The 18,936-nt window shown below is 40.1% G+C and carries 11 protein-coding genes; 8 read left to right on the top strand and 3 right to left on the bottom strand.

The features are described 5' to 3' along the window. Positions 1–7 precede the first annotated feature (7 nt). The 3 genes from AB669_RS01380 to AB669_RS01370 form a co-directional block, all read right to left on the bottom strand. The gene (locus AB669_RS01380; protein WP_047797476.1) at positions 8–2,197 is read right to left on the bottom strand and encodes a bifunctional alpha,alpha-trehalose-phosphate synthase (UDP-forming)/trehalose-phosphatase; all 2,190 of its coding nucleotides are present in this window, start codon (positions 2,195–2,197) and stop codon (positions 8–10) included. Positions 2,198–2,359: 162 nt separating this feature from the next. Beyond that, on the bottom strand, positions 2,360–3,676 hold the full coding sequence (locus AB669_RS01375) for a PAS domain-containing sensor histidine kinase (protein ID WP_231582614.1): 1,317 nt from the start codon (positions 3,674–3,676) through the stop codon (positions 2,360–2,362). Positions 3,677–3,749: 73 nt separating this feature from the next. Then, complete coding sequence (locus tag AB669_RS01370; protein ID WP_047797474.1) at positions 3,750–5,120, bottom strand: sigma-54 dependent transcriptional regulator; 1,371 nt, start codon at positions 5,118–5,120, stop codon at positions 3,750–3,752. Positions 5,121–5,299: 179 nt separating this feature from the next. On the opposite strand from AB669_RS01370, the gene AB669_RS01365 reads away from it, so the two are divergent. The 8 genes from AB669_RS01365 to AB669_RS01330 all read left to right on the top strand — a co-directional run bounded on the left by AB669_RS01365 (position 5,300) and on the right by AB669_RS01330 (position 18,896). Continuing rightward, complete coding sequence (locus AB669_RS01365; RefSeq protein ID WP_047797473.1) at positions 5,300–6,544, top strand: efflux RND transporter periplasmic adaptor subunit; 1,245 nt, start codon at positions 5,300–5,302, stop codon at positions 6,542–6,544. 24 nt (positions 6,545–6,568) lie between these two features. Next, entirely contained in the window at positions 6,569–7,267 is a 699-nt protein-coding gene (locus AB669_RS01360; protein ID WP_047797472.1) for an ABC transporter ATP-binding protein, read from the top strand. Between the two features lie 214 nt (positions 7,268–7,481). Next, positions 7,482–9,842: an ABC transporter permease gene (locus tag AB669_RS01355; protein ID WP_047797471.1), complete on the top strand. Its 2,361-nt coding sequence runs from the start codon at positions 7,482–7,484 to the stop codon at positions 9,840–9,842. Between the two features lie 52 nt (positions 9,843–9,894). Next, positions 9,895–12,270: an ABC transporter permease gene (locus AB669_RS01350; protein WP_047797470.1), complete on the top strand. Its 2,376-nt coding sequence runs from the start codon at positions 9,895–9,897 to the stop codon at positions 12,268–12,270. 51 nt (positions 12,271–12,321) lie between these two features. After that, positions 12,322–14,700 carry an ABC transporter permease gene (locus AB669_RS01345; RefSeq protein WP_047797469.1) on the top strand — a complete coding sequence of 793 codons (2,379 nt, stop codon included), beginning with the start codon at positions 12,322–12,324 and terminating at the stop codon, positions 14,698–14,700. Positions 14,701–14,789: 89 nt separating this feature from the next. Next, entirely contained in the window at positions 14,790–17,189 is a 2,400-nt protein-coding gene (locus AB669_RS01340; protein ID WP_047797468.1) for an ABC transporter permease, read from the top strand. A gap of 88 nt (positions 17,190–17,277) precedes the next feature. Further along, entirely contained in the window at positions 17,278–17,961 is a 684-nt protein-coding gene (locus AB669_RS01335; RefSeq protein ID WP_047797705.1) for an ABC transporter ATP-binding protein, read from the top strand. A gap of 137 nt (positions 17,962–18,098) precedes the next feature. Beyond that, positions 18,099–18,896: a helical backbone metal receptor gene (locus tag AB669_RS01330; RefSeq protein WP_047797467.1), complete on the top strand. Its 798-nt coding sequence runs from the start codon at positions 18,099–18,101 to the stop codon at positions 18,894–18,896. Positions 18,897–18,936: the final 40 nt, after the last annotated feature.

Genomic DNA, 18,936 nt, shown 5'->3' with positions numbered 1-18,936 from the left:
TTTGGATTTAGTCCCGCTCTACAAACTCTTCCTTAACCAGGCTCCACAATAATTTTCGTACTTCTTTGTAATCGTTAAGGTAATATTTTGCTTCAGATAAATTATTTCCCACCTTAACCGTAATGGCATCTTCAGGCAAAGCTTTAAAAATATCTTCGTCGGTATGGTCGTCGCCAAGAGCTATAATAAAATCCGGATACTTACCATAAAGCCAGTTCAAAGCAGCTTTACCCTTATTTACCTCGATGTTTTTAAACTCAATTACCTTATTCCCGGGCATGAGTTGAAGGCCTTTATCTGCCGCAAGAATTTTCATGTGACTAACAATTTCATTTGCCCTCAAATCGCCTAGTCCTTCTTCTGCTTTCCGGTAATGCCATACCAGTGAGTAGCTTTTTTCTTCGATAAATGAGCCAGGTGTTCTGTCGGTGTACGTTTCTAGTAATGCCCGGATTTCGCTTTTCCACTGGTCGGTAAGCAGTGGCAAGCAGTTCCATTTATCTTGCTGCGCCTTTTGCCAGGCCCCATGTTCAGCAATTAAATCAACCTTCAAATGGCCAAACCAGCTTTCCAACGTCTCGTGTCGCCTTCCACTGATGATCACAACTTTGTTTGCGGCATCCAGGGTAAGGTTTTCGATCAGATCGTATAATTCGTCGTCAGGAGAAGCATCATCAATATTTCCGGTAAAATCTACCAGTGTACCGTCGTAATCCAGAAATAAAACACGATCGTTTGTTTCTGCGTATTTAGCCGCAATAACTTCGTTCACAGCATTTACTGCATGTTTAGTTTGCAATGATTTTTGAGAATCTTTCACTTCGTTTAATCTTAAAATAAAATTGTTTACCCAATGTTTCACATTGAATTTTTCTACTATTGCACGCATGGCTTTCATGCGTTGCTGCTGTTCTTCTGAGGGCATTTTGAGCGCTGTTACGATAGCTTCCATAATGTCGCCCAAATTATTTGGATTTACCACTAACGCATCTGTCAACTCTTTGGATGCACCCGCCATTTCACTTAAAATGAGTACACCGTCTTCATTATTTCTACTGGCAACATATTCTTTGCTCACCAGGTTCATGCCATCGCGCATGGGTGTAACCAGACAAATATCGGCCGATGCATAAAGTGCAGATAAAACTTCAATTGGAAAAGACCGGTAAAAATAGTTTACCGGAATCCAGTTCATAGAACGGTACCGGGCATTCAGGTTCCCTACAAACTGGTCAATCTGATCCCGAAGCTCGCTGTATTGCGGAACGGTATCTCTTGAGGGAACAACAATCATAAAGAGCTCGATTTTCCCTATAAATTCGGGATGCATTTGCAGGAGCAATTCCAGGGCCTTTAAACGCTCCAGAATGCCTTTGCTATAGTCAAGTCTATCAATTGAAAGAATTATTTTCATATCCTCCTTGCCATTTCCGAAGTAATCAATTTCTTTTTTTACTTTTTCGGTCAACGTGAGTGATGAGAATTTATCGTAATCAATTCCCATTGGGAAGGCTTCGATCACAATTTGCCTTTCATTGCTGCTGAGTACGTTGGAAGATGAATTTACCGGGAGCAGGCGGGTTGCTGTGCTGATAAAGTGGCGCACATCATCGTAGGTATGGAAGCCAATTAAATCGGATCCTATCAATCCGTTTAACAGTTCTTCCCGCCAGGGAATTAACCTGAATATTTCGTAAGATGGGAAGGGGATATGCTGAAAAAAGCCGATGGTGGCATTTGGCAGTTTTTCCCTTAAAATTCCGGGAAGTAAGAGTAACTGGTAGTCCTGAATCCAGATCTTATCCCTTCTGTTGAGCACCTGCATGGCACTTTTAGCAAACTTTTCATTTACCGACTTGTAGCAGTCCCAATAACTTTGTTCATAATGCGCATAAGTTACCAGGTAATGAAATACAGGCCATAAAACTTCATTTGAAAAGCCTTCATAATATAAGTTTATTTCTTCCTGTGTAAGGAAAACGGGGTAGAGGTTAAGCTCCTGTAGTTTTTCTGTAACCTCCTGTTGGCGGTCATCAGGAACCTCAATTCCCGGCCAGCCTACCCAAATGGAATTGCCTGTTTTATATACGTCGCCAAGGCCGGTAGCAAGGCCGCCCTCACTAGGAATAAACGTATACTGATTGTTTTCTTCAATGATTTTAACGGGTAGTCTGTTCGAAATTATAACTGTCTTCATGCTTGTATTTGATGTATTCACATAAATAAAAGCAGCTAGCAACGGTTTTGTTTGAATTTTGTTTCGAAAGAAACATTCAAATGATTTTTCAGGGAGTTTCCCTAAAAGAATTGTTCACCGGTTTTTGGCCAGAGACAGGGCTAAAGCATTGTTGCGATTAACTTAAACATAGTTGAACACAAGGGAGAAAGTTGTCTGTTTGTTTGGACTGGAAACTACTTCGATACTGCCTCTATGCATTTTCATAATGTTACGGCTAATGGTTAATCCAATTCCCGATCCGTTTTTCCTGGTGGTGTAAAAAGGAACAAATATTTTTTCTAAATCTGCAGGCTCAATTCCCTTACCATTATCGGTTACATCGATATAAAGTCTGGTGTTTTCAAGCCGATAACTCACCGATATGTGTGGGTTTTCCTCTTCCTCAACAGAATAGATGCTGTTTGTGATCAGATTGATGAGCACTTGCTCCACCAGTTTCAGGTCGAGTTGTACCGTAATTTTAGAGGATGTTTGCGCCACATCCAGCACCACATTCTTAACTTTGGCAAAAGGCTGCATCAAAACTTTAATGTGCTTCAGGATTTCGCCTATAGTGTGCGATTCAAGATTTGGAGTTGGCAGTTCGGCAATAAGCCTGTAATCTTTCACAAAGTCCAGTAAGCCTGCAGATCGTCGTTTGATGGTACGCAAAGCCGTTTTTAAATCCTCCATTTCATCAATATCAAGATTCTCTTTATCTGTAACCATGCTATTTATGGTATCGGAGAGGGAACTGATTGGTGTGATGGAATTCAGAATTTCATGTGAAATTACACCTATCAAACGATTCCATGCTTCAGTTTCTTTCTGTTCAATTTCATCTTTAATATTTTGAAAACTAATAATTGTATAATTTTTACCATAAAGATTCAGAGGGATAACTTCTGTAGACAGTTGGATGAGTTTCTCCTGTATCTTCAATTCAAGGAAACGTTTCCCACCTGATGAAATCTGCTCAATTTCCCGGGCGAAAAGCGGAAGATGCTGTTGCAGGCGATGCCAGTATTTATATGCCGGCACGCCGAGTAAATTCGATGCCGCCTGGTTAAAAAATGCAATTTCCTCGCTATCCTGAGCAGTTTTGGTGTTATTGACTACAATGACTCCTACAGGAACCTGCTCAAGGATGGTCTTAATCAGCTGGAACATGGCTTCCTGTTCCATACGAATCTGTTTATGCACCTGAAGAATTTCGCTGAATGACTCATAGAGCTCAGGAAAACTTCCCCTCGTAGCCTTATTCTTAAAATTAAGTGTATGGTCGCGGGTTTTTACAGCCAGGATAAACCGCTTAATATCTGAGCGGATTTCATTAATGTAATAGTAAAGCGAGATAATTGCACCAACGAATATCAAGCTTACCCCAATAATCGTAAACCACAATTGTGTGTTGCTGATCAGATAGAACAAGAGGTAGCCCAATAGGTTAATAAGCACCAACCGGGAAATTAAACGAAAAGTAAAGCGTGTATAAAACATAGTGCTAAGCCGAAAATCTAAAGGTAGATGGTCATATTCCGAATTTCTCTATTCTTCTGTACAAGGCGGCACGGGTTAAACCCAGCTCTGCTGCTGCCTTTGATATATTTCCCTTGTGCTTGTCAATGGCCTTTTGCACCATCATTTTCTCCATATCTTCGAGAGCCATTTCATCTGGCATGGTATTAGTTTGTGCAAATCGCTGCGGACTTAATTGTAGATCCTCTTCGCTGATTTCATTGCCATCAGTCATAATTACAGCACGTTCGAGTACATGCTGAAGCTCCCTGACGTTTCCCGGCCATTTATAGCTCAGTAACACGTCCTGGGCTTTATGGCTTAAACTGCGTATTTCTTTGTGATATCTTGAGCTAAAAACCTGCATAAAGTGATTGGCCAGAAGGAGAATATCCTTTCCGCGTTTTCTTAATGGTGGCAGTAATAATTCCACAGTGTTGATGCGGAAAAGCAAATCCTGCCTGAAATTATTTTTGGCAACCATTTCATCCAGCGGCATATTTGTCGCAGTAATTAACCTTACATTTATTTTCCGCTCTTTGCTTTCACCTAAACGTGTTACGGTACGGTTTTGCAAAACGCTCAGCAGCTTGGCCTGCAACGGTAAGGTGAGATTTCCAATTTCATCCAAAAATATTGTTCCTCCATCTGCCAGTTCAAATCTACCCGGTTTATCTTCTTTTGCATCGGTGAACGCCCCTTTTGCATAACCAAACAGTTCACTCTCAAAGAGATTTTCATTTAACGATCCTAAATCAACGTGCATAAAAACCTGGTTCTTGCGTTGCGAATTTCCGTGAATCTCATAAGCAAAAACCTGTTTTCCTGTACCATTCTCTCCTAATATTAATACATTGGCGTCAGTTGGTGCCACTTTTAGCAAAGTTGTTTGCAGTTGCCTGATGCCATCAGCCTCTCCAACAATATGTTCGAAACCCCTGGTCATATCCTGATGAAGTGACGTATGTATTTTCTCCAGCTTTTTTACCTTTCTGGTCGACTGCCGAAGTTTTGATGCTGCGGAGAGGGTAGCAAACAGTTTTTCATTTTCCCATGGTTTCAGAATGAAGTCGGTTGCACCTTTTTTAATGGCACTAACTGCGAGTTCTACATTGCCAAAAGCAGTCATCAAGATCACCACATAATCTTTATCGATCGACAGAATGTGCTCCAGCCAGTACAAACCTTCACGGCCATCACTTGCACCTTTTTGATAATTCATATCAAGCAAGATGATATCAACCTCATTTTTGCTGAGCAAAACGTTAATTTCTTTGGGCGATTTACACGTAATCACCTGCTTTACCTGCTGTTTCAAAAACAGGCGGGCACTCAAGAGAATGTCATCATCATCATCGATAATTAAAACTGTGGCGTCTAACATGGATACTAAATTTGAAATACGAATTTAAATAAACTGTCCGATCCCGCACATAAACTGTTCGATAACGAACAGTAAAAATTAAATTAAATTATTAAAATATTGATATATAGTGTTTTAAATGCGATTTGGCCTTTTGGCACAAGCTTGGTTAATAAGCAATCAAACTGTATAGCCAAACAATGGACAAAAAGATAGAGAAGAAAAGATTCAGCACCAAAGCTTTGATAATGATAGGTGGAGCAGTTGCTTTCGTAGCAATTGTAATTTATGGCTATACCTTATCCTTGAAAAAAACATATAGCGCCGATGCTGATAAATTAACCATTAGCAAAGTGGAATATGGCGATTTTGAGGATGTGGTTCTGTTGAATGCCAGCGTTGTTCCGCTAACCTCAGTAATCGTAAGTTCATCAGAAGGAGGAACGGTTGCAGAAATTTTTACCGAGAATGGTGCATCAGTCGTAAAGGGAACACCGCTGTTGAGGATCTCGAACTCAAACGCCATGTTAAGTTATACCTCGAGTCAAACTGCGGCTACCGAGCAAATCAATCAGCTACGCAAATCGAGACTGGATCTCGAGCAAAACCAAAGGGTGTTAAATCAGGATGTTCTGGATGTGGAAAACAGCCTGAAGACAGCTGCCCGTCAGTACCGTCTGGACAGCTCGCTGTTTTCCAAAAAAGTGATCACGCTCCAGGAGTTTAATAAATCAAGTCAGGATTACGAATATTATCAGGGCAAACTTAAAATTGTCCGCCAGGCAATTAAGCAGGAGAACCAAAGCCGTAAAATGCAGCTTGCCCAGATAGATCAGTCGATGGGTCAGATGAATGAAAGTTTAGAGATGATTCGTAAAAACATTGAGAACATGACCATCAAAGCACCGGTTTCCGGCAAGTTATCCTCGTATGACCCTGTTATTGGTAAGTCGTACAGTTCGAACGAAATGATTGGGAAGATCGATGTGCTGCAAGGATATAAACTTCAGGCAGGAGTTGATGAATATTATATTAACCGGGTTAAAGAAGGGCAAACTTCAACCTGCGAATTCAATGGAAAAACATATAATTTAACCGTAAGCAAAGTTATCCCGGAAGTTACTGCGGGTCAGTTCCAGGTTGAAATGGTATTTAAGGGGGCAGCGCCTGAGGGCTTGCGACGTGGATTATCACTTCAAATAAAACTTACACTGTCTGACAATAGTAAATCGCTACTACTCGCGCAGGGTCAGTTTTTCCAGAGTACTGGTGGTTCGTGGGTATTTGTGGTAAACAATGGTAAAGCAATTAAGAAAAACGTTAAAATTGGAAGAAAAAACTACCTGTATTACGAAATATTGGACGGCTTACAGAAGGGGGATGGGGTGATAACATCATCATATGACCAATTTAATCAATATGACCAGGTTGAAATCAATAAGTAAAGCTAAATACTGATACAAAACGCTATGATTAAAATAGAAAATCTTGAAAAAGTTTACAAAACAGAGGAAATAGAAACAACGGCACTTAACGGGATCAATCTTCATGTTAAAGAAGGCGAATTCGTTTCCATTATGGGCCCCTCAGGTTGTGGGAAATCTACCTTACTGAATGTGATGGGCTTGTTGGATAAGCCGGAGAGTGGTAGTTACAAGTTTATTGATACCGAGCTTCTAACCTTAAACGACAGGGAACGTTCAAATTTCCGTAAAAGAAATATGGGTTTCGTTTTTCAGAATTTCAATTTAATTGATGAGTTAACGGTTTTCGAAAACATCGAATTGCCTTTGATTTACAATAAGATTCCGGCAGGTGAACGTAAAAAACTGGTGAACGAAATCATTGAAAGGATGAACATTGTAAACCGGAGCGGTCACTTTCCACAACAACTTTCGGGTGGTCAGCAGCAGCGTGTTGCAGTAGCAAGGGCTTTAGTAACGAAGCCGAAACTGGTTTTAGCCGATGAGCCTACGGGTAACCTAGATAGCTCGCACGGTAACGAAGTGATGGAGTTGCTTTGTGAATTAAACGAAACCGGAACCACGATTGTAATGGTTACCCACTCCAGTCACGATGCCAGTTTCTCCAACCGGATCATCAACCTGAAAGATGGTCATGTGATTTCGGAAAAGATAAATAAAAGCAAAAATGAGGAACTGATATAGATTGAATGGCAGACGGTTGCAAGCTTAAAGCGGTTAAACCATCTTGTTTTCTACTTTCGATTCCTCAAACTTAATAATAGTTTTAGTTTAATGATAAGCCACCGAATCTTTCTGGATAGGAAGATTCGGGTAAGGCGCTTAAGAAGCTGAAAGACTAATACTGAGAGACCAAAGCAATTTGCGGGTCTTGATACTAAATACTTGATACTATAAAATGTTCAGATTAAACTTAAAAATCGCGTTGCGCAACCTTTGGAGAAATAAAGGATTTACCCTGATCAATTTGGGTGGATTAGCCATTGGTTTGGCGAGTTGTATGGTCTTACTGCTTTATGTAGCTTATGAATACGGTTATGATAAACAGTTTACGGATTACGATAAAACCTATGTTTTGTATAATAATCAAAAAACATCAACCGAAACCTTCAGTTTCATGGCATTTCCTGGGAAGCTTAAAGAGGATGTGCGAACCAAAGTGAGCGGAGTTTCTAAAGTTAGCCGGTTATCCTACCCTGAATTTCAGTTGCTTACCTATAATCAGAATAATTTTAAAGCAAGTGCAAGTTTTGCCGATCCTGATTTCTTGAAAATTTTCGATTACAAGGTTTTGAAAGGCAATCCTGCGATATTTTTAAAGAACCCTGACGGTGTAGTTTTATCGGAATCGCTTGCAAAAAAGCTTTTCGGTAATGAAGACCCGCTCAACAAAGTCGTTAAGCTGGATAATAATGAAAGCTTAAAAGTGGAGGGGATAATTGAAGACCGGCCAAAAAACAGCACACTCGAAATCGATTATGTGCTTTCATGGAGTTTGTATGAAAAATTAAATCCCTGGGCAATAGACAGTCCATGGGGTAATAATTTTTGCATGATGTTTCTCCAGTTGGAGGATAATTCACGTTTTGATCAGGTAAACAATCAGCTACATGGTATGATTAAAGCTCATGATAAAGATGCAAATGGCGAACCTTTTATTCATCCGCTTTCGAAGTGGCATTTATATGAGAAGTTTGAAAATGGTAAAAATGTTGGTGGAAGAATAGACCAGCTTCGCATCTTTTTCCTTTTGGCATTTTGTATTCTTTTGATTGCCTGCGTAAACTTTATGAACCTTTCTACAGCAAAATCTGAGAAAAGATCAAGAGAGGTTGGCGTGCGAAAAGCAATCGGGTCAACAAGGAAAAATCTGATCGCCCAGTTTATGTTCGAGTCCATTTTACTCACTACATTAAGTATGTTAATCGCCTTTGTTTTAATTGAAGTCAGCTTACCGTATTTCAACAGTTTATTAGGCATCACCTTGCAAATTAACTATGCCGAATGGCAATTCTGGGCGGTGTTTTTGGGTTTAACGCTCACCACAGGCATTATTGCCGGCAGCTATCCCGCATTTTACTTATCATCTTTTGATCCTGTTAAGGTACTAAAAGGCTTTAAACTTGGTGGTGGCTCATCGCTTTCTATCCGCAAGTTTTTGGTTGTTTTTCAGTTTGTATTCGCAGCCTGTTTAATTGTTTGTACGGCTGTTATTTACCAGCAACTCAACTACATCAAAAATAAACCGATTGGTTACGACCGTAAAAATTTAATTCAGATTCCGACAGTTGGTGAACTTGGTAAAAAGGAGAAACGGCAGGTTTTAAAGGATGAATTAATAAAATCGGGAGCCGTAGTGGCCGTAACAGAATATAGTCAATCTTTAACCGGAGGAGGAAACAATACCTATGGCATTAACTGGCCAGGAAAAAACCCAAGCGATAAAATTCTTGTAAACACCCGATTCACAAGCGTGGATTTGACTAAAACCACTGGGATGGAGATTTTGCAGGGTAGGGATTTTTCTAAAGATTACGTAGATACAGCCAGCGTTTTGGTTAATGAGGCTATGGTAAAAGTGATGGGTATGAAAGATCCTGTTGGCAAAATGATCGACTGGGGGCAGCCATTGCGTATAATAGGCGTCATGAAAGATTACGTGATGGAGTCAGCCTATCAAAAACCAATTCCATTATTAATTGCTCAAAATCCTGATAGAATTACAACCATGGTATTGCGGTTGAATCCGCAAAATAACATTACAAATTCTTTAAGTACTATTAATGCAATCGTTAAAAAAATCAATCCGGCTTATCCGGTTGATGTAAAATTCGTTGACGATAATTTTGAGGCTAAGTTCAGAAACGAAAAGCTTTTAGGCACACTTTCAAACTGGTTTGGTGGTTTTGCTATCTTCATTTCCTGTTTAGGCTTATTAGGATTGGCACTTTTCATGGCCGAGCAACGTAGAAAAGAAATCAGTATTCGCAAAGTGTTGGGTGCAAGTACCACCAACATTCTTACCCTTTTAAATAAAGATTTTATCAAGCTGGTGGCTATTGCTAATATCATTGCATTTCCTGTGGCCTACATTATCATCAATAAGTGGCTCTCTGCATACGAATACCGCGTATCAATTTCGGCGTTACCCTTTATTACTGCAATCGGTTTATCTCTTTTAATTGCCATTCTAACGGTAAGCGTACAGTCGGTAAAAGTTGCCAAAGCTAATCCCGTGGATGCATTGAAATACGAATAATTAAGGCTATGCCTTCAGCCATCTAACCTTTCATCCCTCAACCCTAAAAAATATGTTCAAACTCAATTTAAAAATCGCATTGCGAAACCTTTGGAGAAACAGAGGGATCACAACCATTAATGTTGGTGGCCTGGCAATCGCTTTAGCAGCATTTATTTTAGTTGTAATGTATTTCAGTTATGAAACTGGTTTCGATAAGAATAACCCTAATTACGATAACATTTATGTGGTAGGAAGAACCGAACCCGATTTCACTACAAATTATACTTCCCCTCCCTTGGCTAAAGCCATAAAAAATAGTTTTCCTGAAGTAGAATTGGCGGGGATTACGAAAAAGGGCTTCTATGAATTGGCATTGAAAAATGGCAACAATGCACTTTTTGCCAAAAATTTTATGCAGTCAGACTACAGTGCGGCTAAAATTTTAAATTTAAAACCTACCGGCGGGCTTGAAAAGCCAAATGGCGAGATAGAAAGACTTTCATATTTGAGTAATGAGAACATGAAAACGCTTTTCCCAGATAAAAAAGACAACAGCCCGGAAATGGTAGCCGTAGGAAGTAGCAATTCGGGTATAAAAAGCAAAATAAATGGTTCCATCCTTAACGATTTACACTCTAACATCACTTTTGATGGAATATCAATCGCCAATGAGCTGGGACAGGGTGAAAACTATGGTTACAACAATTATACTACTTACATTCAGGTTAAACCGGGAACTGATGTAGCTAATCTTGAACAAAAAATTACCAATTTATATCGGTCTGAATTATTAAAGGGAGAAACCGACAAGAAAACGATTGAGGAGATAAAAAGTGTTTCTACGTTTTTAGATCCGCTTGCCAATCAGCATTTAAAACCAAAAGCTGGGAGTGACGCACCTTACAAGATATTACTCGCACTTTCTGTTCTGGGAATTTTGATTTTGGTTATTGCCTGTATCAATTTCACCAATCTGAGCATTGCACAGGCTACCAAACGTGCTAAAGAAGTTGGGGTTAAAAAAGTAATGGGCGCTTATCGCCTGCAATTGACAACTCAGTTTTTAGTCGAAATCTTTATGCAGTGTTTTGCCGCTACCATACTAGGTTTAATTGTAGCCGAATTGGTTTTGCCCGCATTCAATAATCTTTTTCAGATTAAGTTATCCATCTGGCATATTGATAATCATCTGTTTTGGCAGTTGCCGCTAATTCTTTGCATGATCACCCTTATTGCAGGTATTTACCCGGCAATGGTATTATCTGGTTTTAAACCTGCATTGGTACTTAAAGGGAATTTTTCGACCAGTAAACAAAGCTATTGGCTACGTAACGGTTTATTGGTTTTTCAGTTCAGTATTGCTGTTGTATTTATTATCGGTTTATTTATCATCAACTCGCAGCTTAAATATATGCGGAGCGAAGATTTGGGCTTTAGTGCCAATCAGGTGGTGTTTATTAGAAATATAGCATACTTTAACAATCCGGCCAAATTCGAACCCCTCAGAGAGAAAATCTTGAAAATCCCCGGGATTAAGTCGGCAACCGTGGCTACCGATGTGCCCGATGGCGCAGAAAACGGTTCGAACGGTTATACCGTGAACGCTGTAAATGCAAGCATCGATTTTGTAGATGTAGATTTTGATTATTTCGAAACCCTGAGTATTAAACTTAAGGAAGGGCGGTTTTTCTCCTCTGCTTTTAAAACAGATACTGCAAATTCTGCCGTAATCAATGAAAGCGCAGTAGCAAAATATGGGATTAAAAACCCTATCGGTCAAACCATTAGGGGCTGCAATACCGATTATAGAATAGTTGGCGTAGCTAAAGATTTCAAGGCACAGGGTTTTGAGAGCGCAGTTCAGCCAACCATTTATGCTATTAAAAATTCCTGCGGAAATGCTAAACTGCAAATCATGCTCAAAATCGAAGAAAACAAAATGGCCGATGCTTTGGCTGCCTTGAAATCGCAATGGCCGGAAATCAACAAGCTGGACGGAGAAGATTTTCGGTATGAATTTTTGGACGAGCTTTATGGAAAACTTTTCAAAAAACAAGAGCAGCTACAGTCCGTATTTTTTGCGGCGGCAACGTTAACCATTTTCATCGCGGTTTTGGGCCTGTTCGCTTTCGCGAAATACATTACCAATGGCCGTATCAAAGAAATTGCCGTACGCAAAATTCTGGGAGCGAGCGATATTCAGATCTTCAGACTCATAAACAGCTCATTTTTTTTAATGGTGCTTGTGGCCAATGTTATTTCGTGGCCCATAGCCTATATCCTCACTAAAAAATGGCTCGAAACTTTTGCTTACCGAATCGATTTGCCCATTTTACCCTTTATTAGCAGTGCGCTGATCACTATTTTATTAACCATCATTACCGTGAGCATCCAGGCCAATAAGGCTGTAAAAGCTAATCCTGTTGATGCACTTAAATACGAATAATTAAGGCTATACCCTCAACCATCTAACCTTTCATCCCTCAACTTAAAAGATATGTTTAGATTAAACTTAAAAATCGCATTGCGAAACCTTTGGAAGAATAAAACATCTTCTTTCATCAATGTTGTTGGTTTAGCTATTGGCCTGGCAGCCTGTTTAATGTTGCTGTTATATGTTTCATACGAATGGAATTTCGATAAGCAAGCTAAAAATTGGAAAAATGTGTATATGGCAATGACCAATGTTCCTGGCGAGGGGGGTAAAATTGCACATACTTTTAATGGTTCAACCACTGCTCTCGGGCCGCTGTTAAAACAAAATTTACCCGAGGTAAAATATGTTGCCCGTATGGATTATGGCAAAAAAAGCTTAATCGCCAATGGACAAAATAGTTATAAAAAAGACTCGAAGTTTGCTGAACCTGATATTCTTAGGATGTATGATTATCAATTTATCTCAGGCGACCCGAAAACAGCTTTACAAAACCCACTGTCGGTTATTTTAACAGAAAGCACAGCCAAAACCTTATTCGGAACGGCCGATGTGCTAAACAAATCGGTCCGTTATCAGGATAAAGATAACCTTACCATTACCGGGGTAATTAAAGATTTGCCGGAAAACAGTTCGAACCGTTTTGATTTTTTAATGCCATGGTCGTTCTATGAGATGGTTTACCCGGATGCTAAAGATTTGAACTGGAACAATTACAGTTTTGTAACCATGGTTTCGCTCAATCCCGATGCAAATATTGATTTAGTAAACCGTAAAGTAGAGGCTTTGGTAAAAGCAAATACCGAGCAAACCCCACAATCTCAACCTCATTTCTTATATCAGGCAAGTAAAATGCACTTGTTTGGCAAGTTTGAGAATGGCCAACCGGCAGGAGGAGATATTGAACAGATCTGGCTTTTTATGGGTCTTGCTTTCGGGATATTATTGATTGCCTGCATCAATTTCATGAATATGGCCACCGCAAAGTCAGAGAAAAGAGCCAAAGAAGTAGGCATAAAGAAAACAATCGGTGCAAACCGTACTTCACTTGTAATGCAGTTTTTAACCGAATCGATGGTGTTAACCTTGGTTGCGGTTGTGTTGGCCATAGCTTTATTAGAGCTGCTATTACCTGCTTTTAACCGATTGTTAAACATTAATCTGGGTATTTCATATTTCAATGCGGCAAGCTGGATCGGTATATTTGGGATTGTGATTATCACAGGATTAGTTGCAGGCAGTTACCCCGCATTTTATTTGTCGTCTTTTAACCCCATCCAAACTTTAAAAAGAAAGATCAGAACAAGCGGCTTTTTAGAGATTAGTTTAAGGCAGGTATTGGTTATCGGGCAGTTTTGCTTTGCCATCATCCTCATTATCTCAACTTTGGTGATCTATCGGCAGATTCAATACATTAAAAACAGGCCGGTAGGTTTCGATGTAAATGCCTTGGTCGAAATCCCGCAGGATGGTGAATTAAAAACAAAATTTGATTTATTTAAAACGGAAATGCTCAAGTCTGGAGCAATTACTTCGATGTATCAGTCATCTGTTAGCTTGTCCCACCGTGGCCGTAATTTCATGGATATCAAATGGGATGGGATGACCAAAACAGAAAATACGGTGATGTTTAATCAAGTGGCTACCACTTACGACTTTATCAAAACAAACGGAATCAAACTAGTGCAGGGAAGAGATTTTTCAAAGGACTTCGCTTCAGATACCGGTGCATTGGTGGTAAGCGCATCGGCCGTAAAAGTATTTGGCTATAAAAATCCAATCGGCAAAAAAGTAACCCTTTTCGGCACCACTGCCTATATTATCGGCGTTTTTGACGATTACGTGTGGGATTCTCCATATAAATCCAACAATCCACAGATTGTTTTTCTAAATCCCGCTCAAACCGGCACGATAACAATACGTTTGAACAATACCAACAATCTGCAACATAATATCGAAACGATTAACAGAATTACAAAGGCTTTTAATCCTGCCTATCCAACTGAAATTACTTTTATAAATTCATTATATCAGGACAAATATAAATCTGAAAAAACGCTTGGGATCCTTTCCAACCTCTTCGGCGGACTGGCAATTTTCGTCTCCTGTTTAGGCTTATTTGGCCTAGTGGCATATAGTGCAGAGCAAAGGACCAAAGAGTTTGGCGTTAGGAAAGTGCTCGGCGCATCGGTAACCAGCTTAATGCAGCTGCTATCAATTTCATTTATTAAAATGATTATTGCTGCCATCATCATTGCTGTACCGATAAGTTATTTCGCTATGGGGAAATGGCTGAATAATTTCGAATTTCACACCGAATTCAGCTGGTGGATTATTCCCGTAGCCGCGATCGGAACATTGGGCATGGCATTGATCACCGTAAGCTTCCAGGCTTACAAAACAGCTAAGGCCAACCCAGTAGACGCACTTAAATATGAATAAAGATAGGAAAGTGGAAGGTTTAAGGTGAAGGGCTAAAGCAACCAACACCTTCCAGCCTTCAAGCTTTTTAACCTTCAACCTTTAAAAATATGTTCAAACTCAACCTTAAAATCGCCTGGCGAAACCTTTGGAAAAACAAGGGTTATACATTCATTAATATTCTGGGTCTGTCTATAGGCATGGCCAGCTGTATCCTTATTTTTATTTTCATCCGCTATCAGATGAGTTTTGATGAAGGTTTTAAAGATCAGAACCGGATTTATCGCTTAACTACCAACTGGACTTCAGGAGATGGGTTTGGGGAATCGCAGGGCGTGCCGAAGCCCGCTCCGGATGCGTTGAGGAATGATTTTAAAAATCAAATTGAAAAGGTTGGAGCCATCCGGCAGGACGGCGGAATTATAAAAGTAAAAGATGTTTCTGGAAAGGAAAGAGTGAAAGTGCTGGAGGACGTGTTTTATGCAGACCCGGCGTTCTTCGAGATCATGAGTTTTAAGTGGCTACAGGGAAATCCCGATGAATCATTAACGGCACCTCACACGGTTGTTTTATCAAAGCAGATGGCTGCCAGGTTTTTTGGGGACTGGACTAAAGCGATCGGTAAAACCATCAATTACCAAAACAGAGAAAACTTTAGAGTAACTGGTATTCTTGAAGATATGCCTGAAAACACCTCTTTCCCCCTTAATATTGTGGTCTCGTATCAAACGTTTAGAAGTTATAAAGATGAGAAATTCGATCAGTGGGGAAACACCTCATCGAATGATGAGTGTTACTTCCTTTTAAAGAAGGGTGTATCAATTGATGAAATAAGAGCCGCACTACCTAAGTTTTCTGAAAAATACTTTGAAAAAAATGCGTCATCTAAGGAGGAAGTGAGCGCACAAGCCTTAACAGATATTCATTACAACGATAATCTGGGGAATTTTGCCAATAAAACAATGCCCCGCAAAGAACTTTATGGCCTGGCGATCATCGGTGTTTTTCTACTGCTTACAGCATGCATCAATTTTATTAACCTGGCCACAGCCCAGGCCGTTAGCAGAAGTAAAGAAGTTGGGGTTCGCAAAGTAATGGGCAGCCTGAAAAGACAACTGGTTGTTCAGTTCCTAACAGAAACGCTAACGATAAGTGCACTATCATTACTTGTTGCCTGCGTATTAACTGAAGTTGCTTTACCTGGTATGAAAAAGTTATTTCATGATGATATTTCCTTTAGTATCATTCAACATCCGGTGATTTTTATTTTTATGATTGCTTTGGTACTGGTTGTAAGCTTACTTGCTGGTTTTTATCCGGCGATGGTAATGTCGCAATTCAGTCCGGCTTTAGCTATCAAAAATAAAATTACCGCCAATGCAGGTGGCCTGAGTTTACGCAAAATATTGGTTATTGTGCAGTTCACAATTACTGTAGTGCTTATTATTGGTACACTGGTAGTATTGCGACAGATGAACTATATGAGAGAAAAGCCACTCGGTTTCAACCCCTCTGCAATAGCAATGGTGAGTGTGAGAAACGATAGTTTAAGTGTGTTGAAATACCAGGTGTTTCAGGAGCGGATCTCAAAACTGCCTGGCGTGGTATCTACCAGCTTTTGTAGAAATCCGCCTTCATCGGGCAACAATAACGAAAGCAATTTTAAATACAATGGTACTGAAACGGCCAATTTTCAGGCCAATACAAAAGTAGCAGATGAGCATTACTTCGACACCTTTGGGATGACATTTGTTGCCGGCAAAGGCTTTTCCAAAAGTGATACGATCAAAGAGCTCGTGGTTAATGAAACCATGCTCAAAAAACTGAATGTTGTTAACTTTAACGACGCGCTGGGTAAAAAGATCAGATTATGGGGGAAAGAGGGTACCATTGTAGGAGTAGTAAAAGATTTTAACAACCTGAGTTTACATGATCCGATATCACCCATAGTGATCGTGCCAATGAAAGAAAGTTACCGGAACCTCGCCGTTAAAATGGATAGCAGGCTCATCCTTTCGGTGATGCCACAAATAGAAAAAATCTGGAATGACACTTTTCCTGAGAATTTTTACAGCTCCTCCTTTGTTGATGATGATATCAGTCAGTACTACGAAACTGAAAGAATCATGGGAACTTTATTTAAATTTTTTGCGGGTGTCATCATTTTCATTTCCTTTATCGGGTTATTTGGCTTAATTTCTTTTGTGGCTACCCAGCGAACCAAAGAAGTAGCCATCAGGAAAGTACTAGGTGCTTCAACTATTGAATTGGTCAAAATGCTCAACGGATCATTTCTGGTCATGGTTTTTATTGCCAATATCGTGGCGTGGCCCCTGGCTTATTTATTCATTTCGAAATGGCTTTCAGGCTTTGCTTACCGCATTGATATCAGTATATGGCCATTTGCACTGGCGATGGTAATCTCCATGGTGATTACCTTAGTTACCGTAAGCCTCAAGTCTTACAAAGCTGCAGTAACCAATACCATTGATGCACTTAAATATGAATAAGGGCAGGAAGGTAAAGGGTTTTAAGGTTGAAGGCTTACGCGTCCGGAACCTTCTTGCCCTGAACCCTCCGGCCATCAACCTTACAAATATGATCGAACTAAAAAATATTGAAAAATACTATGCCTCAAAAGGCAATAAAAGTTACGTGCTTCGCAATGTAAGCGCGACTATCAGTCAGGGAGAATTTGTGTCCATTATGGGCCCTTCAGGAGCGGGCAAATCAACTTTGCTTAATATCCTGGGGATGCTTGAGGATCCAACTTATGGTACCTATGAATTTTCAGGTGAAAATGTAAACAGCCTCAGTGAGCGTAAAAGAATAGAACTTTATCGCAATCACATCGGTTTCGTGTTTCAGGCTTATCATCTGATAGACGAAATGACGGTTTACGAGAATATCGAAGCCCCGTTGTTGTATAAAAAAGTACCGGGTTCCGAGAGGGCCAGCAGGATTGCAGATTTATTGGATCGTTTCAATATTGTAGCTAAAAAAGATCTTTTTCCCAATCAGCTCTCAGGTGGCCAACAGCAGTTGGTAGGCATTGCCCGGGCTTTGGCTGCACAACCTACGGTGATCCTGGCCGACGAACCCACCGGAAATTTACAGTCGGTTCAGGCAGAAGAAATTATGACTTTGTTTAAAAAGCTGAACCAGGAAGACGGGATCACCATTATTCAGGTTACGCATTCAGAGAAAAATGCCACTTATGGCAATCGCATACTGCATATTGCTGATGGCGTAATCAAAGAAGATGTCGCAGTACATCACTAAATTGGTGATCATTTATACCAAATTAACCAATAGAGCTTTCTTAATAAAAATACTTTCTGCTGCCCCGTCGCATTCTTCTTCGGGGCGCAGTAAAATACGGTAATAAGTGCAACAGCGAAAACCCCTATATTTGCGCTATGCAAAAGTCCTTTACCGATCAGTTAGGAAATGAAATCACCATAAACTTCCCTCCTCAAAGGATTATTTCTGTCGTTCCATCCCAAACGGAACTCCTGTTCGAATTAGGGTTGGATCAGGAAATCATTGGGCTAACGAAGTTTTGCATTCATCCCATTGAAAAGTTTGCCGGAAGAACAAAAGTGGGAGGGACTAAAAAACTCAATATCGATTTAATCCGCGCAATGAAGCCCGACCTCATCATCGGGAATAAGGAAGAAAATACGCAAAGTGATATCGAAGAGCTTGCCAGGGATTTTCCGGTATGGATGAGTGATATTTTTACAGTAGAGGATGCCATGAAAACCATCAGTCAGATAGGAGGACTGGTAGATCGGGAACCCGAAGCCGCTTACCTTAATCACCTCATATCAGCAGGTTTTAACGATTTAAAGACACTTGCCCTACAGCACAATATTAATAAGAGGGTGGCCTACCTCATCTGGCGAAAACCATTTATGGCAGCAGGTTACAATACCTTCATCAATGATGTATTGTTAACAAACGGAATGACTAATGTCATCAGGCAAGATCGCTATCCCGAAATTACAATGGAGCAGCTGAAAGCTACTAACTGTGAACTGGTCTTGCTTTCATCAGAGCCGTATCCGTTTAGAGAAAAACATATTGAGGAAATTCAGGCTGCACTTCCTGATACCAGAATTATGCTGGTAGATGGAGAAATGTTCAGCTGGTATGGGAGCCGACTAGTGAAGGCGGTGCAGTATTTTTTTGAATTCCAAAAAGAACTTTATTAGCTTTCTGATGTTCCTTGGTTATAAATAAATAATTAACTGC

The sequence above is a fragment of the Pedobacter sp. BMA genome (assembly GCF_001027745.1).
In the GTDB taxonomy this organism is placed as follows: Bacteria; Bacteroidota; Bacteroidia; order Sphingobacteriales; family Sphingobacteriaceae; genus Pedobacter.
This window is presented reverse-complemented; position numbering and strand designations above follow the sequence as displayed.